Origin of the sequence: Burkholderia sp. RS01, from assembly GCF_039748055.1 — a bacterium.
Lineage (GTDB): Bacteria > Actinomycetota > Actinomycetes > Actinomycetales > Micrococcaceae > Arthrobacter.
The window spans coordinates 179249-202019 of record NZ_JBDLAK010000001.1; the positions used below are offsets into that span (position 1 = coordinate 179249).

16 protein-coding genes are annotated in these 22771 nt (G+C 67.4%); 5 read left to right on the top strand and 11 right to left on the bottom strand.

Going from position 1 to position 22771, the window contains the following annotated elements; all coding sequences use genetic code 11:
• The first annotated feature begins 55 nt into the window (after positions 1-55).
• On the top strand, positions 56-1465 hold the full coding sequence (locus ABFP37_RS00825; protein WP_347032570.1) for an NAD(P)H-quinone dehydrogenase: 1410 nt from the start codon (positions 56-58) through the stop codon (positions 1463-1465).
• Positions 1466-1493: 28 nt separating this feature from the next.
• Here the strand turns inward: ABFP37_RS00825 and ABFP37_RS00830 are convergent, their stop codons facing one another.
• The 4 genes from ABFP37_RS00830 to ABFP37_RS00845 all read right to left on the bottom strand — a co-directional run bounded on the left by ABFP37_RS00830 (position 1494) and on the right by ABFP37_RS00845 (position 7596).
• Positions 1494-2315, bottom strand: a complete 822-nt coding sequence (locus tag ABFP37_RS00830; protein ID WP_347032450.1) for a hypothetical protein — start codon at positions 2313-2315, stop codon at positions 1494-1496.
• 79 nt (positions 2316-2394) lie between these two features.
• Complete coding sequence (locus tag ABFP37_RS00835; RefSeq protein WP_347032451.1) at positions 2395-3957, bottom strand: FAD-dependent oxidoreductase; 1563 nt, start codon at positions 3955-3957, stop codon at positions 2395-2397.
• Positions 3954-6140, bottom strand: coding sequence for a molybdopterin oxidoreductase family protein (locus tag ABFP37_RS00840; RefSeq protein ID WP_347032452.1), 2187 nt, complete (start codon positions 6138-6140; stop codon positions 3954-3956). The genes ABFP37_RS00835 and ABFP37_RS00840 overlap by 4 nt, the downstream gene beginning before the upstream one ends.
• 1 nt (position 6141) lies before the next feature.
• Positions 6142-7596: an MFS transporter gene (locus ABFP37_RS00845; protein ID WP_078030056.1), complete on the bottom strand. Its 1455-nt coding sequence runs from the start codon at positions 7594-7596 to the stop codon at positions 6142-6144.
• 278 nt (positions 7597-7874) lie between these two features.
• On the opposite strand from ABFP37_RS00845, the gene ABFP37_RS00850 reads away from it, so the two are divergent.
• Positions 7875-9287 (top strand): MFS transporter, encoded by a 1413-nt coding sequence (locus ABFP37_RS00850; RefSeq protein WP_347032453.1) that lies wholly within the window; start codon positions 7875-7877, stop codon positions 9285-9287.
• 94 nt (positions 9288-9381) lie between these two features.
• Here the strand turns inward: ABFP37_RS00850 and ABFP37_RS00855 are convergent, their stop codons facing one another.
• Positions 9382-11196 carry a biotin carboxylase N-terminal domain-containing protein gene (locus ABFP37_RS00855; protein ID WP_078030054.1) on the bottom strand — a complete coding sequence of 605 codons (1815 nt, stop codon included), beginning with the start codon at positions 11194-11196 and terminating at the stop codon, positions 9382-9384.
• 124 nt (positions 11197-11320) lie between these two features.
• A complete protein-coding gene (locus tag ABFP37_RS00860) occupies positions 11321-11998 on the bottom strand; it encodes a nucleoside triphosphate pyrophosphatase (protein WP_347032454.1) in 678 nt (225 codons plus the stop codon).
• A 444-nt stretch (positions 11999-12442) separates the two neighbouring features.
• On the opposite strand from ABFP37_RS00860, the gene ABFP37_RS00865 reads away from it, so the two are divergent.
• On the top strand, positions 12443-13477 hold the full coding sequence (locus ABFP37_RS00865) for a DUF222 domain-containing protein (RefSeq protein WP_347032455.1): 1035 nt from the start codon (positions 12443-12445) through the stop codon (positions 13475-13477).
• A 383-nt stretch (positions 13478-13860) separates the two neighbouring features.
• Entirely contained in the window at positions 13861-14187 is a 327-nt protein-coding gene (locus ABFP37_RS00870; protein WP_078030051.1) for a hypothetical protein, read from the top strand.
• Between the two features lie 302 nt (positions 14188-14489).
• Here ABFP37_RS00870 and ABFP37_RS00875 read toward each other — a convergent pair whose 3' ends face one another.
• Both ABFP37_RS00875 and ABFP37_RS00880 read right to left on the bottom strand, forming a co-directional pair.
• Complete coding sequence (locus ABFP37_RS00875; RefSeq protein ID WP_347032456.1) at positions 14490-17033, bottom strand: MMPL family transporter; 2544 nt, start codon at positions 17031-17033, stop codon at positions 14490-14492.
• Between the two features lies 1 nt (position 17034).
• Positions 17035-17784 (bottom strand): TetR/AcrR family transcriptional regulator, encoded by a 750-nt coding sequence (locus ABFP37_RS00880; RefSeq protein ID WP_347032457.1) that lies wholly within the window; start codon positions 17782-17784, stop codon positions 17035-17037.
• 200 nt (positions 17785-17984) lie between these two features.
• Between ABFP37_RS00880 and ABFP37_RS00885 the strand changes: the two genes are divergently transcribed.
• A complete protein-coding gene (locus tag ABFP37_RS00885) occupies positions 17985-18545 on the top strand; it encodes a hypothetical protein (protein WP_347032458.1) in 561 nt (186 codons plus the stop codon).
• A 52-nt stretch (positions 18546-18597) separates the two neighbouring features.
• Here ABFP37_RS00885 and ABFP37_RS00890 read toward each other — a convergent pair whose 3' ends face one another.
• The 3 genes from ABFP37_RS00890 to ABFP37_RS00900 all read right to left on the bottom strand — a co-directional run bounded on the left by ABFP37_RS00890 (position 18598) and on the right by ABFP37_RS00900 (position 22713).
• Positions 18598-19302: an alpha/beta hydrolase gene (locus ABFP37_RS00890; RefSeq protein WP_347032459.1), complete on the bottom strand. Its 705-nt coding sequence runs from the start codon at positions 19300-19302 to the stop codon at positions 18598-18600.
• Between the two features lie 94 nt (positions 19303-19396).
• The gene (locus ABFP37_RS00895; RefSeq protein ID WP_347032460.1) at positions 19397-20860 is read right to left on the bottom strand and encodes a dicarboxylate/amino acid:cation symporter; all 1464 of its coding nucleotides are present in this window, start codon (positions 20858-20860) and stop codon (positions 19397-19399) included.
• A 167-nt stretch (positions 20861-21027) separates the two neighbouring features.
• The gene (locus tag ABFP37_RS00900) at positions 21028-22713 is read right to left on the bottom strand and encodes a DUF885 domain-containing protein (RefSeq protein ID WP_347032461.1); all 1686 of its coding nucleotides are present in this window, start codon (positions 22711-22713) and stop codon (positions 21028-21030) included.
• Positions 22714-22771 lie beyond the last annotated feature (58 nt).

The window sequence follows — 22771 nt, forward strand, 5'->3', positions numbered from 1 at the left end:
GGGCCCCGTTTGTTGGTGGTGCGGCAGGGATGCGGGAGAATGGTTGATTGTGACTATGCATCCTGATTTCAGCGCCCCCCGAATCGCAATCCTCGGCGGAGGCCCGGGCGGTTACGAAGCCGCCATGGTGGCCGCCTCCCTGGGGGCACACGTCACCATCATTGAGCGCGCCGGCCTCGGCGGCTCCGCGGTGCTGACCGACGTCGTGCCCTCCAAAACGCTGATCGCGACGGCGGATCTGATGACCCGCGTCGGTGAGGCGGGGGAGCTGGGAGTCAAGTTCGACGTCGACGGCGGGGACTTCGTTCCGGTCATGCGCGCGGACCTGAAGCACATCAACGACCGCCTGCTGGGCCTCGCGCGGCAGCAGTCGAGGGACATCACCGCCGGCCTGGAGCAGCAGGGCGTCCGCATCCTGATCGGCTCCGGCAAGCTGGTGGACAACCACACCATCGAAGTCCTGACGGCCGACGGCACCGAAACCGTTGAAGCCGACGCCATCCTGCTGACCGTTGGCGCCCACCCGCGCGAACTGCCCACGGCCCGCCCCGACGGCCAGCGGATCCTGAACTGGGCCCAGATCTACAACCTGGACGAGCTGCCCGAGGAACTGATCGTGGTGGGCTCCGGCGTCACCGGTGCCGAGTTCGCTTCCGCCTATAACGGCCTGGGTTCCAAGGTCACCCTGATCTCCAGCCGCGACCGCGTTCTCCCCGGCTCGGACACCGACGCTGCGGAGGTGCTCGAGGAAGTCTTCGAACGCCGCGGCGTCAAGGTGCTTTCCCGCTCCCGTGCCGAGACTGTGGAGCGCACGGACGACGGCGTGGTGGTCACCCTGGGCGACGGCTCCCAGGTGACCGGCAGCCACTGCCTGGTCTGCGTGGGCTCCATCCCCAACACGGCCGGGATCGGGCTCGAGGAAGCGGGCGTCGCGCTGACCGAGAGCGGCCACATCAAGGTGGACGGCGTCTCCCGCACCACCGCCCCTAACATCTATGCCGCCGGCGACTGCACCGGCGTTCTAGCGCTCGCGTCCGTGGCGGCCATGCAGGGCAGGATCGCCATTGCGCACTTCCTCGGCGACGGCGTGACGCCCATCAAGCTGCACCAGGTGGCGTCCAACATCTTCACGTCGCCGGAAATCGCGTCGGTGGGCGTGTCCGAGGCCGAGATCGACTCCGGCAAGTACCAGGGCGACGTCGTCAAGCTTTCCCTGAAGAGCAATGCCCGTGCCAAGATGCGCAACCACAAGGACGGCTTCGTCAAGATCTTCGCCCGCAAGGGATCGGGCACCGTGATCGGCGGCGTCGTGGTGGGACCCAACGCGTCCGAGCTGATTTTCGCGATTTCCATCGCGGTGACCCAGAAGCTTCACGTCGACGACGTCGCCAGCACCTTTACCGTGTACCCGTCACTGAGCGGCTCCATCTCTGAAGCGGCGCGGCGCCTGCACGTGCACATGTAGGGGCGCGAGACCCGTGATGTCGATAGGCTCAATCGGCCGTGTCGAGACCGCGCTCCGCGTCCATGCGCCGGTCGGCCACGGGAAGCGCCAGCAGGGTTCCCCAGATCACCATGGCCACACCCCACATGGGACTTGGCATGGCGCCGTCGCGGTCGGGGTATGCGAGCATCGCCGCGCCGATAAGAGTCGCTGACAAGCTGAGGCTCAAGCGCATTAGCGGGCGGCCCGCTGGCCAGAAAGCCATGACTAGGGCGCAAGCCCCCACAGCGAGGCCCGCGGCGCCCTGGACCGGCCAGTGGTTGATGCCCATCGTCTGGAACATCCAATCCTCCGGGCCCGCGGGTTTTGTGCGCGATTCCTCCATGGCCCGCAGGGAGTAGAACAGCCACATCGGCGCGCCGGCGATAGCCAGCAGCAGAACCGGCCAGTCCACCGAAAAGGCACGCGGGAACGGGCCCGCCACTTCCCGGCTCAGCCAGGCGAAGAGCGCAGCCGAGCCTGCAACGGGTACGCCAAGAAGGAGGGGCCGCACATCGGCGCCGATAATGCTGCTGATGGTCAGCGCCACCGCGGCCACCGCGAGCTGCACTACTGCGGGCCAAGCACGGTGGGGCCTGAGCGCGATCCACGCGTAGGATCCCGCCAGGACGAACGTGAACAGGCTTCCCCAGCTGACTTCGAGGGGAACCTTCCACTCGTAGTCCGGATTAGCCCCGTCCGCCAACGTGGTCAGATCGATGATGCCATAGAAGACGACGGCCGATAACCCGGCCATGATCCAGGCGAGCGGTTTCACTGCCTGCACGCGCTCGGAGGTCGCTGTCCCGGGTGTCGCCGCCGCCTCGGCCATACGCAGAGGTTACCTCCGGCCTTCCCTCAGCGGAATACACGCCGGATTTCGACGGGCTCAATCGCGGCCGCGTCAGGTTTTAGACGGCTGCCGCCTGGAAGTGTTTTTCGATGAGCCCCTTGATGTCCTCGTGGCAGCCGCCGCAGCCGGTGCCGGCGCGGGTTGCTGAGGAGACCTCGGCCACCGTGGAGCAGCCGCCTGTCACGGCCTCCGTGATCTTGCCGCCGCTGACGCCGGCACACCGGCACACGGTGCTTTCCGGATCGTTGGAGGCAGCGGACGGCGCCAGCTGGTCCGGTCCGTCCAGACGCAGGAGCAGGGAGCGGTCGGCGGGCAGTTCCGCGCCTCGTTCAAAGAGCTGCACCAGCTCTCCGGCCGTGCGGGGCATTCCCACGCTGACCAGGCCCTCGAGCACGCCGCCGCGGGTGGTCATCTTCACGTAGCGGCCGTGTTCGGGATCGGCCCACTGGGCGATCTGGAGCCGGGGCCGGCCGTTGACTGCTCCGGCGGTCAGGACTTCCTCGTCCCAAGGCTCCGCCGCGTTGTCCCCGGCCACGGCCATGTTCATGCCGCGGGCCTTGAGCACAATCACGCCGGGCTTCTCCTGGGGGAGTGCGGGCAGCGAATCGGCGTCCTCCTGCGATCCCTCGTTGAGCAGCAGCAGGTACTCGGCGAGCCATTCGGCCTGACGCCAGCCCGGTCCGACGAGTCCGGACGGTCCCCGGGCGGTGCGGCACTCAACGCAGTCCGGTTCCGGGCACCGGACTTCGGCGCAGTCGCCAATGGCGAAGATGTGCGGTTCGTGGTGCGCGCGCAGCCGGTGATCCACCAGGATGCCCGTCGCCGTGGAAAGCCCGCAGCCTTCGGCCAGTTCGGTTCGCGGCCGGACGCCGCACGAGAGGACCAGGAGGTCGCCATCGATCGCCGATCCGTCGTCGAGCAGCAGGGCCGAGAACCCGCCGTCGGGAGCGTTGTGTTCCACGCCGGTGGAACGCGCGTTGCCGGCGACGCGCACGCCGCAGTTGCGCAGGCTGGCGGCAAGCACCGCGCCGCCACCGCGGTCGATGTTGCGGCCCAGCGGGTGGGGTCCGTTGTGCACCACGGTGACGGTGGCGCCTTCCTCGGCGGCGGCCAGGGCGGTTTCCAGCCCGAGCACGCCGCCGCCGAGCACCACCACGCGCTTGCGGCCGGCCACGGCCTTGCGGAGGACCTCGGCGTCGCGGAGGTCGCGCAGCGCGGTGACGCCGGCTGGCAGGACGGGCGCGGCGGGGTCCGGGTTGATCCCGGTCAGGTTGGGGATGACGGGGCGGGAGCCGGTGGCGAAGACCAGCCGGTCGTAGTGGGCCGAGGTGCCGTCGGTGAGAATGACGTTTTGCCGTGCCCGGTCCACGCGCTTGACCTTGACGCCCAGCCGGACGTCAACGCCTTCCGCCGTGAGGGCGGCGGCGTCAGCGAGGGCCAGTGCCTCGGCGGTGGTGCGCCCGACGCCCAGATCGGCGACCAGCACACGGTTATAGGCGGCGTCGGTTTCCTGGCCGATGACCGTCAGCCGCACTTGCCCGCCGCGAACCGCCGGCAGCAGTTCGTCGACCAGCCGCGCCGCCACCGGACCGAATCCGACAATTACAATCTGCTCGCTCATGAGGCCTCCGAGGTCTGAAGAACACTGTTGCTTGGTACGTTCGCGGCCAGCCGGATCCATACTTTGTTGAACTTGAATTCGGGCATTCCCGAGATGGGGTCGGTGGCGGCTTCGGTCAGCCGGTTCGCGCTTTCCAGCTCCGGGAAATGGAAGGGCAGGAACACGGTCTCCTGGCGGATGGCCGTGCTGAGCTCCGCCCGGCACACTACCTCGCCGCGCTCGTTCGCCACCGATACCCGTGCGCCGTCCGTGATGCCCATGGCGGCCGCGGCTGCGGGGTGGATCTGCAGCCTGGCTTCCGGCTGGGACGCCAGCAGTTCGGAGACGCGCCGCGTCTGGGCGCCGGACTGGTAATGCTCCAGCAGGCGTCCGGTGATGAGGGTCATCGGCTTCGCGGCCGGGTCAGGGTTCGCCATGGGGGTACGACGACGGCGGGGCGTCACCGCGGTCATGACTGCCCTTCCGTCGGCGTGCGCAAACCCGTCCAGGAACATCCGTGGCGTGCCGGTGCTGCCCGCGGGGTACGGCCAGTACGCGGCTTCGCCGCGGTCCAGCATGGCGTAATCGATGCCGGAGTAGTCCGCCGCGCCGCCGGCGGACGCCAGGCGAAGCTCCTCGAAGACCGTCTCGGGGTCATCGCTGTACGTGGACGGCGCCTCGAGTGCTTCGGCCAGCCGGGCCATGATCCACAGCTCGCTGCGGGCCCCGGCGGGCGGCTGGATGGCCTTGCGGCGGCGCAGGACGCGGCCTTCGAGGTTGGTCAGGGTGCCCTCTTCCTCGGCCCACTGGAGGACCGGCAGGACGAGGTGGGCCTCGGCGGCGGTTTCGGACATGAAGAAGTCGCAGACCACGAGGAAATCCAGGCTGCGGAGTCCTTTGATGACGGCGTTCGCGTCGGGGGACGCCACGGCGATATTGGAGGCGTGCACGAAGAGGCAGCGCACGCCGTCGGGCTGTCCCAGCGACTTGAGCATCTGGACGGCCGGCAGGCCGGGGCCGGGGATCAGCGACTCGGGCACGTCCCAGACCTTGGCCATGTGGGCGCGCGCGGCGGGATCGGTGATCTTGCGGTAGCCCGGCAGCTGGTCGGCCTTCTGGCCGTGTTCGCGCCCGCCCTGGCCGTTGCCCTGGCCGGTGAGTGTGCCGTAGCCGCTGCGGGCGGAGCCGGGCAGGCCGAGCAGGAGGCTGAGGTTGATGGCGGCCGTGGCGGTGTCGGTCCCGTCGACGTGCTGTTCGACGCCGCGGCCGGTGAGGATGTAGCTGCCGCCCTTGCGTGCGCCGTCCGCCAGCCTGCGGGCAGTCTCACGGATGAGGTCGGCAGGAACGCCGGTGAGGGACTGGACGCGTTCGGGCCAGAAGGCGTTGACGCTGCGGACCAGGGCGTCGTAGCCGGAGGTGCGCTCCTGGACGTAGCCGGCGTCGACGAGACCTTCGTGAATGACCACGTGCGACAGGCCGAGCAGGAGCGTGAGGTCGGTGCCCGGCATGGGCTGGAGGTGGAGGCCGCCGCCGTCGGACGTGAAGGCAGCCGTGGCCGAACGGCGCGGGTCCACCACAATCAGGCCGCCGGCTTCACGGACGCCCTGCAGGTGCTGGACGAAGGGCGGCATCGTTTCGGCGACGTTGGAGCCGAGCATCATGATGGTGCTGGCGCCGTCCAGTGCTTCGAGGGGGAACGGCAGGCCGCGGTCCAGGCCGAAGGCCCGCATTCCGGCGGCGGCGGCCGATGACATGCAGAACCGGCCGTTGTAGTCGATGCGGGAGGTGCCCAGCGCGAGGCGGGCGAACTTTCCCAGCTGGTAGGCCTTCTCGTTGGTGAGGCCGCCACCGCCGAAAACGCCGACGGCGTCGGCACCGTACTTGGAACGGGTGTCCTTGACCGCGGTGGTGATGCGGGCCAGCGCCTCGTCCCAGGTGATGGGGCGGTGGACGCCGTCGGGCCCTTTCAGCAGGGGCTCGGTGACGCGGCCGGGGTGCTGCAGGAGCGTGGCCGAGGTCCACCCCTTGCGGCAGAGGCCGCCGCGGTTCGTGGGAAAGTCGCGGCCGCTGACCTCCAGGGCCGGCGCGGCCGGCACGGGGTCTGACCCCGGCTGGACAGCCGGGGTCAGAGCCGCTGGGGACTTGAGCGTCATGGCGCACTGCAAGGCGCAGTAAGGGCAGTGCGTGTCGGCGCTTTTGGTCATGTTAGACGTGTCCCATCGCATTTCGGTTGGCGTTGCGGATGTAGAAGAACCAGCAGACCGCCAGCATTACGACGTAGGCTCCGACGAAGCCGTAGAACGCCGGGGTGTAGGAGCCGCTGGCCGTGTTGGAAGCGTTCAGCACCTGCGGGATCACGAACCCGCCGTAGGCGCCGATGGCCGAGATCAGGCCGAGGGCCGAGGAAGCAAGGCGCTGGGTTGTCACCGAGCTGGCACCCGAGCGGGCGGCCTTGCTGGAGATGGCGAAGATCACCGGGATCATGCGGTACGTGGCACCGTTTCCGAAGCCGCTGGCCGTGAAGAGCATGAGGAAGAGGACCAGAAAGAGCCAGAAGTTCTTCAGCGGCAGGGTCCAGATCATGGTCAGCGTGATCACGGCCATGGCGGCGAAGGCTGAGACGGTCATCCGGGCCCCGCCAAGGCGGTCAGCCATGCGTCCGCCGTAGGGGCGGGCCAGCGAGCCCACCAGCGGGCCGAGGAAGGCCAGCGAAAGGGCCACCGTGCCGACTCCGATGGAGGAGAAGGCGGGGAAGTAGTCCTTGATGAGCTTGGGGAAGACGCCGGCGAAGCCGATGAAGGAGCCGAACGTGCCGATGTACAGCAGGGCCATGATCCACAGGTGCGGTTCCTTGAGCGCGGCCAGCGATCCGGCCACGTCACCCTTGGCGCTGGTGAGGTTGTCCATGTACTTCCAGGCGCCGAAGGCGGCGAGGAGGATCAGCGGTACCCACATGAGGCCGGCTACGGGCAGGTTGACGGTGCCGGCGGCCAGGAGCGTGATGGCGATCGGAACGGCGAGCTGTGCGACGGCGGCACCCATGTTGCCGCCGGCCGCGTTCAGCCCCAGCGCCCAGCCCTTTTCGCGGGCAGGGTAGAAGAAGGTGATGTTGGCCATCGAACTGGCGAAGTTGCCGCCGCCGAAGCCGGCCAGGGCTGCCACGAGCAGCATGACGCCGAACGGGGTCGCAGGGTTCGAGACGCACAGGGCCAGTCCGACCGAAGGAATCAGGAGGAGCATGGCGGAAACTATGGTCCAGTTCCGGCCGCCGAAGCGGGGGACCATGAACGTGTAGGGGATCCGGAGCGTGGCGCCGACGAGGCTCGGCATGGAGATGAGCCAGAAAATTTCCGAGGTGCTGAAGGTGAAGCCTGCGGCGGGGAGCTGGACCACGACGATGGACCAGAGCTGCCAGACGACGAAGCCGAGGAATTCGGCGAAGATGGACCAGTTGAGGTTGCGGCGCGCAATGGCGCGGCCCTGAGTTTCCCACTGGTGCTTGTTCTCAGCGTCCCAGTTGGCGATCCAGCGGCCCGGACGGACCTCAAGGGCGGGTGCGTCGGTGGCGGTTGCGGAAGCGGAGGCGCTTCCGTACCTCGGCTCGGCGGCAAGATCGAGGGAATTGCCGGTGCCGGTTTCTGCGGGGCGGTCAGCAGTCACGGTGTACCTCCTTGGGGGATGTTGTCCTTCTAAGGTAGGGAAGCCGCATTTCGCGGACGGTCGCCGTTTGTTAACGTGCTGTGACATTTGCCTATCAGCGCGCTTCCGGCGGCGTTAGGCTGTTTGAAGGCGCTCATTTTGAGACGGCAGAAAATGTCCGCATTCCGGACCTTTTGTCCATTGAGTGGACTTTGCTAAGTAGTATTGAAGTCTCTGTATCCCTCTGCCGGGCAGCCTTTTTGGAGACGCCGGCCCGGTTCTCACGAAAGCGTTACTACATGTCATCCACTGCCACAACACCGCAGCCGGGGTCAGCCAAGCAAGTGAACTCGCGCGGGCGCGTGATCGTCGCCAGCCTGATCGGCACCACAGTCGAGTTCTACGACTTCTACGTCTACGCCACGGCCGCGGTACTCGTTTTTCCACGGCTGTTCTTCCCCGGCCAGAACGAAACCACCCAGCTGCTGAGTTCCTTCGCAGTCTTTGGCGTCGCTTTCATCGCCCGCCCGCTTGGCTCGATCGTCTTTGGCCACTTCGGTGACAAGTTCGGGCGCAAGGGCACCCTGGTGGCGTCACTGCTGACCATGGGTATTGCCACCTTCCTCATCGGCTGCCTGCCCACGGCCCTCGTTCCGGGCTGGGAATTCTGGGCCCCAGCGCTGCTGGTGGTCATGCGGTTCGCCCAGGGCCTTGCCCTCGGCGGCGAATGGAGCGGTGCAGCCCTGCTGGCCACCGAGAACGCCCCGGCGAACAAGCGCGCCGTCTACGGCACCTTCCCGCAGCTGGGTGCGCCCATCGGTTTCATCATCGCCAACGTCATCTTCCTGGTGTTCAGCTACGCCCTGACCCCGGAGGACTTCGTGGCGTGGGGCTGGCGCGTGCCGTTCCTGCTGAGCGCCGTGATGGTCATCATCGGCCTCTATGTCCGCCTCAAGCTGATCGAGACGCCTGCGTTCACCAAGGTGCTCGAATCCAACGAGGTGGCCAAGCTGCCGCTCGCCCGGGTCTTCAAGACCAGCTGGCGTCCGCTGATCCTGGGCACGTTCATCATGCTGGCCACCTACGTGCTCTTCTACCTGATGACCACGTTCACGCTGACCTACGGCACCCGCCCCGCCACACTGGACGCCGCCAAGGCGGCCGCGGAGAAGGCCGGCAAGCCGATGACCGAGGCCGCTGCCGCGGCGTTCGTTCCCGGACTGGGCTACAGCCGTAACGACTTCCTCTGGATGCTGATCGCCGGCGTCGTGTTCTTCGGCATCTTCACCCTCGTCTCCGGCCCCCTGGCCGAGAAGTGGGGCCGCCGCAAGATGCTGATCGCCGTGACGGCCGGGATCTTCGTGTTCGGCCTGCTGTTCGTCCCGCTGTTCAGCGGCGGGTTCGTCGGCACCATGGCGCTGCTGATCATCGGCTTCTCGCTGATGGGCCTGACGTTCGGACCGATGGGCGCGTTGCTGCCGGAGCTGTTCCCGACGAACGTCCGGTACACCGGCTCGGCCGTCAGCTACAACGTCTCCAGCATCCTGGGCGCAGCGGTGGCACCGTTCATCGCCGTCTGGCTCTGGGAGATGGCGAAGGGCAGCCCCGTGCTGGTCGGCGTCTACCTCACCGTCATGTCGGTGCTGACCCTTGTCGCGCTGTTCCTGAGCAAGGAAACCCGCGACTTGGACTACGAAAACAACGTGGCCTGATACGTAGGCCCTTCCGGATCGCTGGTCCGGCACATACAAATGCCCGGTGTGATCACACACCGGGCATTTGCATGCGTTCTCAGTCCTCGATCGGTCAGTCCTCGATCGTGGCGATGACGGCGCCCGCGGCCACCGTCTGGCCGGCTGCGGCCGTCAGGCCGGTCACGGTGCCGGCACGGTGTGCGGTCAGCGGCTGCTCCATCTTCATCGCTTCAAGCACGACGACGAGATCGCCTTCAGCGACGACGTCGCCCTCGGCCACGGCCACCTTCACGATGGTTCCCTGCATGGGGGAGGTCAGCGAATTTCCGCCTGCCGCCGCGGTGGCGCCGCCCGAGCGGCTGCGCTTCTTGGACTTGGCCGGCTTCGCACCGGCGCTGGAGGCCGCGCCGCTGAATCCGAGGGAGGCCGGGAGTGCCACTTCAAGGCGCTTGCCGCCCACTTCGACCACCACGGTGCGGCGTTCCCCGGCTTCCTCGGCGTCGGGAGTGCCGCCGTCGGGCGTCCATGCCGGAAGGTCGTTGACGAACTCGGTCTCGATCCAGCGTGTGTGGATGCTGAAGGGCCCCTCGGCGGGGGCGAAGGCGGGGTCGCTGACCACGGCCAGGTCGAACGGGATGACGGTGGGGATGCCTTCCACCACCATCTCCTCGAGGGCGCGGCGGGAGCGCTGCAGGGCCTGGGGGCGGCTGGCGCCGGTGACGATCAGCTTGGACAGCATGGAATCGAAGTTTCCGCTGATGATGTCGCCCTGCTCCACGCCCGAATCGATCCGGATGCCGGGCCCCGTGGGGTTCTTCAGCGTGGTGATGGTGCCCGGGGCGGGCATGAAGTTCCGGCCCGGATCCTCGCCCGTGATGCGGAATTCGATCGAATGGCCGCGGACCTCGGGATCGCCATAGCCCAGTTCCTCGCCGCGGGCCAGCCGGAACTGCTCGCGGACGAGGTCGATTCCGGTGACCTCCTCGGACACGCAGTGCTCCACCTGGAGACGGGTGTTGACCTCAAGGAAGGAGATGGTGCCGTCCTGGCCCACCAGGAACTCGCACGTTCCGGCGCCGAGGTACCCGGCCTCCTTGAGGATGGCCTTGGAAGATTCGTAGAGGCGGCGGTTCTGCTCCTCGGTGAGGAAGGGCGCCGGCGCCTCCTCGACGAGTTTCTGGTTCCGGCGCTGCAGGGAGCAGTCGCGGGTGGAGACCACGACGACGTTGCCGTAGGCGTCCGCGAGGCACTGGGTTTCGACGTGGCGGGGGGAATCCAGGAAGCGCTCGATGAAGCATTCGCCGCGGCCGAAGGCAGCGACGGCCTCGCGGACGGCGGAGTCGTAGAGTTCCGGAATTTCCTCGCGGGTGCGCGCCACCTTGATGCCGCGTCCGCCGCCGCCAAAGGCAGCCTTAATGGCCACGGGCAGGCCGAACTTGTCCACGAATTCGAGGATCTCTTCGGCGGACTCCACCGGGTCCGCGGTGCCGGGAACCTGCGGTGCGCCCACCTTCTCGGCGATGTGGCGGGCCTGGACCTTGTCGCCGAGGGCGGTGATTGCCTCCGGGGACGGGCCGATCCACGTGATGCCGGCGTCGATGACCTTCGCGGCAAACTGGGCGTTCTCGGCCAGGAAGCCGTAACCGGGGTGGATGGCGTCGGCGCCGGACTGGCGGGCCGCCTCGATCAGTTTGTCCATCACGAGGTACGACTCGGCGGCGGTGTTGCCGCCCAAGGAGTACGCCTCGTCGGCCAGCCGGACGTGCAGGGCGTCGCGGTCGGGATCGGCGTAGACGGCAACGGAGGCGATGCCTTCGTCGCGGGCTGCGCGAATGATGCGGACTGCGATCTCACCGCGGTTCGCGATCAGGACTTTGGTGAGATTTGCGTGCACTGGACCTGCGGACTGCTCCGGCTTTACTGACAAGGCGTCTCCTTCTTTCCTTCAGGGAGCCTAGCTTGATTTTGAGGATTCCGCCGATATTACTGGCGGAATCCGCGCGTAGGAAGCCTCTGCTTTGTAGGTTTGCTACAAGAAGCCGCCATCTGGCTCATTCGGCCCGCACCTCGGCGGGATCGACGGCGCCGCCGGTCCAGAGTTCAGTGACGCCGACTTTCGCCTGGCCCAGCAGTCCGCGCAGGGTGGAGATGGAGAGCCCGACGACGGTGTGGGGGTCGCCGTCGACCTTGCGGATGAAGGCCCCGCCGTAGCCGTCGATCGTGAAGGATCCGGCGCACTGGAGCGGCTCCCCGGTGGCGATGTACGTATCGATCTCGGCTTCGCTCATGTCCATGAAGTGGACTTCGGCGGAGGACACGGAGCCGAGGGTCGCGCCGGAACCGGCGCGGCCGTCGTCGTTGGAGTTGTCTGTGTCCCGGCAGTCCACGAGCCAGTGGCCGGTGTGCAGGACGCCCATGCTGCCGCTCATCCGGAGCATCCGTTCCTTGGCTACCTCGGCGGTGTACGGCTTGCCGTGGGCCTCGCCGTCGAACTCGAAGACCGAATCGCAGCCGATCACCAGGGCGCCGTCGGCCTCGGGCAGGGAGGCCACGGCCTCGGCCTTCGCGCGGGCCAGCAGGAGGGCGGTGTCGTGCGGGTCTGTCACGCCGTAGCGGGCCTGGACGGCGTCCTCGTCCACATCGGAAACGAGGACCTCGTGGGCGATGCCGGCGTTGCTGAGCAGTTTGGTGCGGGCGGGGGACTGGGAGGCAAGAATGAGGCGGGTCACCGCTCCAGCCTAATCCCGGAAGCCGATCCGGTCCTCTGCCACCGCCCGTCCTTAAATGTCACAGCCCACAGGGACACTTGCATCATCGACGGAATCAGGGACCGGAAGGGGCCAACAATGGCCGGACGCGTTGATTACGACCTCCGTGGCTTGCTCACGATCGGCATCCGCGCGCTTCGGGAAGTGACTTTGCCCGACCGGCTTCGGCGGGCCCTCATTAGGGTGATCGCGCTTAATGTCAGAGCCCACCGGGACACTTGAGCCATGGACGGTAATTGGGGGTCCGACCCGGCTCCGGCCGCAGCGGGGTGCGGTTGCGCCTGCAGCTGCGGTCAGGGTCCGGCAACCGACGGTGCAGGCTCAGCCCTGAGCGGAGGCACGGCCGAGCAGGACGGTGCCCGCCTGATTGATGAGATCCGGACACTGGAAGACAGGAAGTCTGCGTTGGCTGCTCGTCAGGCCCGCCTGTCGGTAGCATTTGACCAGCTGCAGCGCCGGGAGCGGGCTGCGGCCGGGATCCCCGCTGACCAGCTCGGGGCAGGCATTGGAGCACAGATAGCCCTCGCGCGTCGCGAATCCCCGGCCAAGGGGAACCGGTTGTTGGGCCTGGCCAAGGCCTTGGTGATGGAGATGCCCCACACGCTCGCTGCCTTGGAGGCGGGGCAGCTGAACGAGTGGCGGACCACGCTGCTGGTGCGCGAAACGGCGTGCCTGTCCTCCGCGGACCGGTGTGCTGTCGATGAGGAACTCGCGCCCGACGCAGGAACACTGACCGGTTTCGGAGACCGGGCACTGGTGGCCGCAGCCCGCACCGCCGCCTATCGCCGCGACCCGCGCTCCGTCACTCAGCGCGCAGCCCACGCCGCCACCGAACGGCATGTCAGTCTCCGTCCCGCTCCGGACACCATGTGCTACCTGACCGCCCTGTTGCCCGTCTCGGCCGGTGTGGCCGTGCACGCAGCGCTCAGCCGCCACGCGGACTCCCTCCGCTCCGAAGGGGATGAACGTTCCCGGGGGCAGATCATGGCCGACGGCCTGGTTGAAAGGATCACGGGCACACAAGGCGGGATCACGGGGATCGAGATCCAGCTCATCATGACAGACCGCACCCTGTTCCAGGGCGACTCCGAACCGGCCCAGCTGCCCGGTTACGGTGTGGTCCCGGCGGAATGGGCAAGGAGTGCCGTCAGGAAAGCCGCCGCAGTGGAGGGCGGGGCCGCTGGTTCGGACGACGTTGAGGCCTGGCTGCGACGGCTGTACACGGCCCCGGGTGCCGGAGACCTGGTTGCGATGGATTCCCGGGCCAGGCTGTTCCCCGCGGGGCTGCGCCGCTTCATCGACACACCTTATTGCGACGCGCCCATCCGCCATCTGGACCACATCGTTCCCTGGCATCGCGGCGGGACCACCACCCAAGGAAACGGTGCCGGCTCTGCGAAGCCTGCAACCACACCAAAGAAGCGCCTGGCTGGACAGTGAAGCCTTTTGGTTCCGGCGACGCCGGCCGGCTCAGGCACACTCTCGAAGTCTGTACGCCGACCGGCCACAGCTACCGCTCCACAGCACCGCCGCTACCGGGGACGCAGGGTGATGCTCCCGGCGTGGAAGTGAGCCACAGACGCGAACTCCGGCGGTACGCGAAGGTTCGCAAACGTGCCCGGCGACGCGAGGCGGCGCCACGAGACGGTGCGCTCGCGGCCTGAGCCGACAACGCAGATGCTGATTCCACCTGCCCAGTGGCGTTGGCCTTAGAAATGGTCCACTAGTCGGCCTGGTATGTGGAAACAGGATCGCGAGGCTGTTCATGGCAGGCTGAATGGCATCAAAGCCTGGATGGCATCAAAGAAAGGCGCAGGAGCTTCATGAAATGGTTCGGCAAACGGCCTGGCGGTCGTGAGATCGCTTATGAACTTGCGGCGATCGCCAACTGTGCCGTGCACCCTAAGTTTCTGGATGACGCAGTCGTAACCACCGCGAAAGTCGACAGTTGCTTCCTCAACTTCTCGGAACATTTGCACGACTTCGTTGACGCGGTGGAAGAGAGGTTTGCTGTGGACGGCCGTCTGAAAGCCTCGTTCGTCCAGGACGAGTGGGCACGGCACATGAGTGAACTTCCGGATAATTTCGTTTTCCATCGGATTGCTCAGGTTCATTTTCAGCGTTTGGTTGACGGAGTGACTGGGTCCTGAGTCGATTTAGCCGGCGCTGAGTTTGACGACGATGTTCGCCTCGAAGCTGATCTTCCAGATCGTCCGCCGGGTACATCTAAACTGCGCGGCAGTCGGCGCCGGTCCAGGCGGTCGGGCCTTCACCGTCGCCTCCATCGCCTCGGGTGTTACACGTTTCGAATGTGAGCGGCGCCAGGAACCGACTAGGGACTGCGGGAAGAAAGCCGCCCGCCGATCCAAAAGGATCAGCGGGCGGCTTTCCATCAATCCGGGGCGCTGCAGCCGGCAACCGCTGCGGCTACCAGCAGCAGCGGCAGACGGGATCAGCCGGCCGGAGCTTCGGCGGGTTCGGGTACAGAGGCGGCCGCCGCCGTCGTGCTTGGTTTGCGGAGGCGCGCGCCTTCCACATCCACGTCGGGCAGGATGCGGTCCAGCCAGCGGGGCAGCCACCAGGCCTTGTCGCCGAGCAGGTACATCACGGCCGGGACGATCGTCATGCGCACCACGAACGCGTCCACCAGCACGCCGAAGGCCATCGCGAAGCCGAGCGGCCGGACCATGTTCAGGTGGGAGAAGATGAAGCCGGAGAACACGCTGACCATGATGATCGCGGCCGCGGTCACCACGGCAGCGGCGTGGCTGAAGCCCGAGCGGACCGCGTGCCGTGCCGATTCGCCATGCATGAAGGATTCGCGCATGCCCGAGGCGATGAACACCTGGTAGTCCATGGCCAGGCCGAACAGCACACCGATCAGGATGATAGGCAGGAAGCTGAGCACGGCACCCGGGTTGTCGACGCCGAAGATCGCCCCCAGCCATCCCCACTGGTACACCGCCACAACAGCGCCGAAGGCGGCAGCCAGCGAGAGCAGGAAACCGCCCGTGGCCAGTAGCGGCACCACAATGGAGCGGAACACCAGCAACAGCACGATCAGCGAGAGTCCCACCACGATCCCCAGGTAAGGCGGCAGGGCGTCGCCGAGCTTGGTGGAGACGTCGATGTTGCCGGCGGTCTGGCCGGTGAGTCCGATGCTTACACGGGTGGAGTCCTGAATCGCGGCTTTCTCGGCGCGGAGCCGGGAGACGACCTCAACGGTGCTGGCGCTGGCCGGTCCCTCCCTGGGGATGACCTGGAACACGGCGGTGCGGCGGTCCTCGCTCAGGGCTACGGGGATGGCGGCCGTGACGTTCTCCGTGCTGCGGAGGATGTCCGCGACGTCGAGCTGCTTTGCCTGTGCCTCCGCTGCGCTGAGCCCCCCGGGGAGGTCGCCGACGACGACGATCGGGCCGGTTGCGCCTTCGCCGAAGCTGCGGCTGGTCACGTCATAGGCCTTGAAGGCCTGGGAATCGACGGGCTCAGAACCGCCGTCCGGCAAAGCCAGCCTCAACTGGCTCGCCGGCAAGGCGACAATGCCGAGCAGCAGGACGCCGGCCAGCGTGGCCATCACGGGGTGTTTGGTGACGAGTCCGCCCCAGCCGTGGCTGCTGCGGTGCTCGTCCTTGGCGCGGTCCGCGGCCTCGTGCCCGGGCTCGGCATTGTGCTGTTCAGCCCTGGCCCACGCCCGCTTCGAAATCAGCCTCCTGCCGATCAGCGAGAGCACCGCAGGGGTCAGGGTCAGGGCGACGACGACGGCAACGGCCACCGTTGCGGCGGCGGACAGGCCCATCACCGCCAGGAACGGCAGGCCCGGAACGACGAGGGCCGCGAGGGCGATGATGACCGTCAGACCGGCAAAGAGCACGGCATTGCCGGAGGTCCCGGTGGCAAGGGCCACGGACTCCTCGCCGTCCATGCCGGCCAGCAGCTGGCTGCGGTGGCGGTTGACGATGAACAGGCAGTAGTCGATGCCGACGGCGAGGCCGAGCATGAGCGCCAGCATCGGAGAGATGGAGCTCATGTCGACAACCCCGCTCAACGCAAACGTGCCGCCCACGCCGGCGGCCACGCCCAGCAGCGCCATGAGGAGGGGCAGGCCGGCGGCGACCAAGGTGCCGAGCATGAGGATCAGGACGAGGGCCGCGACGGCGATGCCGGTAATCTCGGCAATGCCGAAGATCTCGGAGACGTCCTCGCTGATTTCCTTGCTGGGCAGGGCAGCTACCCCGGCGGGGGAGACTTCCTTGGCGATGTCCTGGACTTGCTGGCGGACCTCGGGTTTCAGTCCGTTGATGGACGTCTTGAACTGGACCTGGGCGATCGCGGCCTTGCCGTCCTCGGAGACGAAGCGCATGCCACGGGAGGCCTCCAGCTGGCGCTTGCCGAGGGCGAGCTTTTCATTGGCCGCCTCGAGTTCCTTGGTGCCGGCGTCAATCTTTTCCTGCCCCGCGGTGAGGGCGGCCTTCTGCTGGCCGAGCTGCGCTTCGATGGCTTCCGCCGGAAGTCCTGCAGCGGTCATTTGCTGTTCGGCGGCCTCCAGCTGGGCCTTGCCGGCGGCGAGTTCGGCGGCGGCCTTGTCCAACTGGACCTTGCCCGCGGCTGCCTTCTGTTCGCCGCCCGCGACGTCCGCGGCGGCCTTGTCCAGCTGCGCCTGCGTGGCGAACGGGTCCACCGTTCCCCGGACGTCCGGGAGGCTGGAGAGCTTTGTCAGCGCGGCGGACACAGCGTCCTTGCCCGCCTGGGTGAACCGGGCGTCATTGGCTTCGAATACGATCCCGGCGGAGCCGCCCGACGCCGAGGGCAGTTCCTTCTTGAGCTTGTCCGCCATCTGCTGGGTCTCTGTGCCAGGGATCTGGAAGTTGTTGGACATGGTTCCGTGAAACGCGGCTGCGGAACCGCCGACGGCCGCAAGGGCCACTAGCCAGAGCGAGATGACGAGCCAGCGGTGGCGGTAGGAAAACTTGCCGAGGCGGTACAAAAGAAGTGCCATGTCAGGACCGTTCTGAGGAGGGCGGGACGGGGGAGATGGATGCCTGGGGCGGGGACAGCGGGGAATCCTGGCCCGTCAGGGCAGGGCGTTCCAGCGGCGAGGCGGCGAAGCCGGATCCCAGCAGGCCCATCGAATCGATCAGCAGTTGCCGGAGGATGGACAGCGATTCCGCGGAGAGGTCGGTGCCGCAGCGGCTGAACCACACTTCCATCGCGGCTTTGCCGCAGGAGATGACGGAGCCGGCCAGGGCGCGGAGGTAAAGCTCGTCCATCTCCGCGGCAGGGCTGTTGGCGGCGCGCTCGCGGGCGGCGGCGATGATCTGCTCCGTGCAGTGGTCCCAGGCCTCGAGCTCGGAGCGGGCCAGCAGGGGACTGGCCTGGGTCAGGCTGAAGAGCTCGGCCATCGGTGCGACCGTCATGGGGTCGGCCAGCTCAACCAGGGCGGCACGCGCAGACTCCAGGATGGGTTCGTCCGCCGGGCGGAGCCGGAACTGCTCCAGGGCGCTGTCCAGGAAGCCGTGAGTGACCGACGCGATGGCGGCCTCGGTGCTGCTGAAGTAGTTGAAGAAGGTGCGGCGCGAAATGCCTGCCGATTCGGCGATGTCCTCCACCGTGAAATTGCCGGGCCCTTCGCTGCGCAGGAGTTCCAGCGTGGAGTCCGAGATGGCCTGCCGGGTTGCGGCTTTGTTGAGTTCACGCCGGGACGGCGGAGCGGCGGAGGGCATGGCCCCTGAAGAAGTGGAAGGTGGCACGCAATTACACTACGTGCATGTTTGCACTCTGCGCAAGAATTTACGGAGAGGGCCGGCTCACAGGTTCGCCGCCGGATTCACATGCAGTTCACAGCCCCCTCATAGGCCCCGGTTTATGTCCGCAGTGCACACTGGTCCCATGGCCGGTACGGCCAGCGAGGACGGCGCCGTCACTGTACGGCAGATCCAGGAGAAATATCATGAAGCGTGCAAAGAAGCTGGCTCTCGGACTCGGTGCGGCGGCCGTGGCGCTCGGTGCGGGATTCGGCGTTACGGGGATGGCGGCGGCAACAACTGCCACTCCGACTCCCACGCCCAGTGCCAGCAGCACTTCCGGCAATCCGGCTCCGGACGGTCATTGGCCGGATGGCGGCAGGCATGGGCACGGCCACGGTGAGCGCGGCGCCCAGGCCGCCGCGCTCGCGGCCAAGCTGGGCGTCGACGAAGCCAAAGTGACGGACGCGCTGAGGGCGTTCCGCGAGGCCAACCGGCCCGCGACGCCCCGAGCGGAAGGACAGCGGCCGGACCGGGCGGCGCGGGAGGCGGCCCTTGCGGCGTCCCTGGCAAAGTCCCTCGGAATTGACGAGGCCAAGGTGAAGACCGCCCTGGAAGAACTGCGCACGGAGGCGCTAAAGAACCGGGCGGCGGAGCTGAAGCCGCGGCTCGATCAGGCAGTTAAGGACGGCACTCTGACGCAGGCTGAGGCGGACGCCGTGGCCAAGGCGGTCGAAAAAGGCGTGATCGGCGGCGGCGGGCGCTAGCTGGCACGCCGGGAGTTTGCTGATTTTGTCGCTGAAGCCTCGCCGGTTTGGTTCAGGCCGTGCGGTCCACCGCGGCGAGGATGGCCGCGCCGAGTTCGGCGGGCTTGGTGAACTGGGGCCAGTGCCCGGTGGGCAGGTCCACGAATTCGACGTCGTTGATGCGCGCCAGTTCCGCCACGTACGGATGGCTGGCTTCGATCCATTCCGTGAGCAGGGAGGACGGAAACTCGCACGCGATGACCGTGGCCGGGACGTCGTAACGGCGGACATCGTGCAGGTGCTGCTGATCCTGGGCCACGCCGCGCGGCTGCGGGATGGCCCGTGCGCGGAACGCGGCCCGCAGCCCGGCATCGAGATCCGTCAGGTCGGCGTCCTCGAAGCCCTCCCACGGCGGCAGCGGCACGTCGTCCCCCTCAGCCGGAAGTTCGTCGTTGATCACTCCGCCTTCGCCGAGCGGGCCGCTGTCCACATACACAGCGCGGGCAACGCGGTCCGGGCGCGCGTCGACGGCGCCGTGGATGATGGCGCCTCCGCCGGAATGGCCGACCAGAACCACCTGGCCGTCGATGGCGTCGACCGCCGCCACGACTGCGTCAATGTGGCTGCGCAGCCCGATGCCCGCACGCGGTGCATCCGCGGACTCCAGCCCGGGCAGCGTGAGCGGATGAACCCGATGTCCGGCCGCTACCAGTGGCGGCGTGACCTCCGACCACGACGACGCATCCAGCCAGAACCCGGGAACCAGAATGATATCCATGGCCGTACCCTACCCGCCCTGCCGACGATTTGGGCTTAACGGACTGTTCCCCGGCGAATAGCCGGGGAACAGTCCTGCTGGCGGCGGTCCGAGGCTAGGGCTTGGAACCGGCCAGCTCACGGCCTTCCGCCGCAGCTTCGGAACGTGCTGCTTCCGAGGCTTCGGCCGCGGAGGCCGCGGAGGCAGGAGCCGGGGCATCGTCCGTGAACGGGTCACCGTTGCGAGGGGCGTTGTAGAGTGCCTCGTCCAGGATGCCCTGGCGCTTGGCCACGATGGTGGGGATCAGCGCCTGGCCTGCCACGTTGACCGCCGTGCGGCCCATGTCCAGGATGGGGTCGATCGCCAGCAGGAGTCCGACGCCGGCCAGCGGCAGTCCCAGCGTGGACAGCGTCAGCGTCAGCATGACGACGGCGCCCGTGGTTCCGGCCGTCGCGGCGGATCCGAGGACTGACACGAGGGCGATGAGCAGGTACTGGCTGAAATCCAGCTGGACGCCGAAGAACTGGGCCACGAAGATGGCGGCGATCGCGGGGTAGATCGCGGCGCAGCCGTCCATTTTGGTGGTGGCGCCCAGCGGAACGGCAAAGGAGGCGTAACCGCGGGGAACGCCGAGGTTCCGTTCCGTCACGCGCTGGGTCAGCGGCAGCGTTCCGATGGAAGAGCGGGACACAAATGCGAGCTGCACGGCCGGCCACACGCCGGAGAAGTACTGCTTCACGGAGAGCCCGTGGGACCGCACCAGTACGGGGTACACGCCGAAGATCACCAGGGCGAGGCCGATGTAGATCGCAACGGTGAACTTGCCCAGCGAGCCGATGGTGTCCCAGCCGTACACGGCGACCGCATTTCCGATCAGGCCCACCGTGCCGAGGGGAGCGATGCGGATGATCCACCACAGCACCTTCTGGATGACGGCCAGCCCCGAAGCGTTGAGTGCCAGGAACGGTTCGGCCTGCTTGCCCACCTTGAGGGCGGCGATGCCGACGGCGATCGCGATCACCAGGATCTGCAGAACGTTAAAGCTGACAGCCGTGGTCACGGCGCCGGAATCGGCAACCGTGGTGGTTGCGCCGAGGCCCAGGAAGTTCTTGGGGAAGAGGCCGGTCAGGAACGCCCACCAGTCACCCGACTTGCCCGAGTATTCCTTTGCCTCGCCGGAAATGCCGGTGTTGGCGCCGGGCTGCAGCAGCACGCCGAGGCCGATCCCGATCACCACGGAAACCAGCGCGGTGATGGCAAACCACAGCAGGGTGTTCCAGGCCAGCCTGGCCGCGTTGGAAACCTCGCGGAGGTTGGAGATCGAGCTGACCACGGCGGTGAAGATCAGCGGCACGACGGCGGTCTGCAGCAGCGAGACGTAGCTCGAGCCGATGGTCTGCAGCGTGGCGCCGAGCCCGTTGGGGCTGGTCTTGGTGCTGCCGGTGTACTTGGCCAGGAGGCCAAGCCCGAGCCCGACGATCAGGGCGGCGATGATCTGGAAGCCGAAGGAGCCTGCCCACCGGGGCAGCTGGAAGCCGGTCTGTCCGGCCGGAGAAGAAGTGCTGGTTTGATTGCTCACCCGAACAACCTAGGCCGCACAAAATACAGCTTCCAGCCGACATTGAGAAATATTACGCGCACCTTGCTGCCCGGCATGGTCCAGATGCCCGGAAAATCAGCGCCAGAGCAAGCTTTTGTGAAGTTATTCCCGCCCTGCCTGTGGCAAAGATCTCTCGGCGAGGAGGTTTAGCCCAGCATCGCGCGCTTGAGCGTGTCGAGACCTACGGAACCGATGTTCAGCGCCTTGGTGTGGAAGGCCTTCAGGTCGAAGCCGGGGCGGGCCTCGACTTCGGCGCGGATCTGCTCCCAGAGCCGCTGGCCCACCTTGTAGGACGGAGCCTGGCCCGGCCAGCCCAGGTAGCGGACGAATTCGAACTGCAGCTGCCCTTCGCTGATGTCCAGGTTGGCCTTGAGGAAGCCGAGACCCTTGTCCGGCGTCCACGCGCCCGACCCCCAGCGTTGCGGCATCTCCAGCTCAAGGTGGACGCCGATGTCGAACACCACCCGGGCCGCCCGCATCCGCTGCATGTCGAGCATCCCCATGTGGTCGCCGGGGTCCTTGAGGTAGCCGAGTTCCTCCATGAGCTTCTCGGCGTACAGCGCCCAGCCTTCGCCGTGGCCGGACGTCCAGCAGACGTTCCGGCGCCAGTTGTTGAGGAGCTCGCGCCGGTAGACGGCAGTGGCGATCTGCAGGTGGTGGCCGGGCACGCCCTCGTGGAACACCGTAGTGGTCTCGGCCCAGGTGGTGAACGTGTCCTCGCCGGCGGGAACGGACCACCACATCCGGCCCGGCCTGGTGAAGTCGTCCGAAGGGCCGGTGTAGTAGATGCCGCCGTCGTCCGTGGGGGCGATCCGGCACTCGAGCGTTTTCATGACCTCGGGGATCTCAAAATGGACGCCGGCCAGCTCCGCCACGGCGCGGTCTGAGAGCCCCTGCATCCACGCCGTGAGGGCGTCGGTGCCCTTGAGCTGGCGCGAGGGATCGTTGTTCAGGATTTCCTTCGCCTCCGCAACGCTGGCTCCGGGCCGGATCTCGCCGGCCACGGCTTCCTGCGCGGCGATGATCCGGTCGAGTTCGCCCACGCCCCACGCGTAGGTTTCCTCCAGGTCCACGGTGGCTCCGAGGAACGACCGCGATGCGAGCGCGTACCGCCCGCGCCCCACGGCGTCCTTGTCCGGCGCAACCGGCAGCAGTTCCTCGCGGAGGAATTGGGCAAACGCCGCGTACGCTGCCCGGGCGGCGGCAGCGCCGTCGTCGAGGTTTTTCCGCAGGTCCTCCGGCAGCGGGCCGTCGGAGGACGTGGCACCTGCCGCCAGCTTCGCGAAGAAGCCGTCCTCGGCGGCGTACCTGGTGGTCTGCTCAATCACGATGCCCACCTGGCGCGAGGCGGAGACCCGGCCGGCCGCCTTGGCCGCGCGGAGGGACTCGATGTAGCCGCTGAGCGCGCCGGGAACGTTGTGGGCGCGGCCGGCGATGTGCTCCCAGTGCTCCAGGGTGTCGGTCGGCATGAGGTCAAAGATGGAGCGGATGTTCTGCGCCGGGGATTCGATGTTGTTCAGCTCGGCGGCGTCCCAGCCCGTTGCGTGGATTTCCAGCTGGAGCCCGAGCCGCTCGCGCATGGCATCAAGCGTGACGGCGTCGACGTCGTCGGCAGGAGCCAGGCCAGCGAGCTCGTCGAGGGTTTCGCGGGCCGCCGCGGCGAATTCCGCGATCCCGGCGGGGGAGAAGTCCTGGAATTCGGTGTCGTGGCCCGGCACGCCCAAGATGGTGGCGAAGCTCGGGTTGAGCCGGATGAGCGTGTCCGTATACGCGTCGGCGACGGCATCGATGGCGGTCTTGGGGCGCGCGGGGGCTGAGGTTTCACTAGTCACCCCACGAGACTAACGGCGCCAGCCCAGTTATGAAAGATTTACTGAACTTTTCCGGATC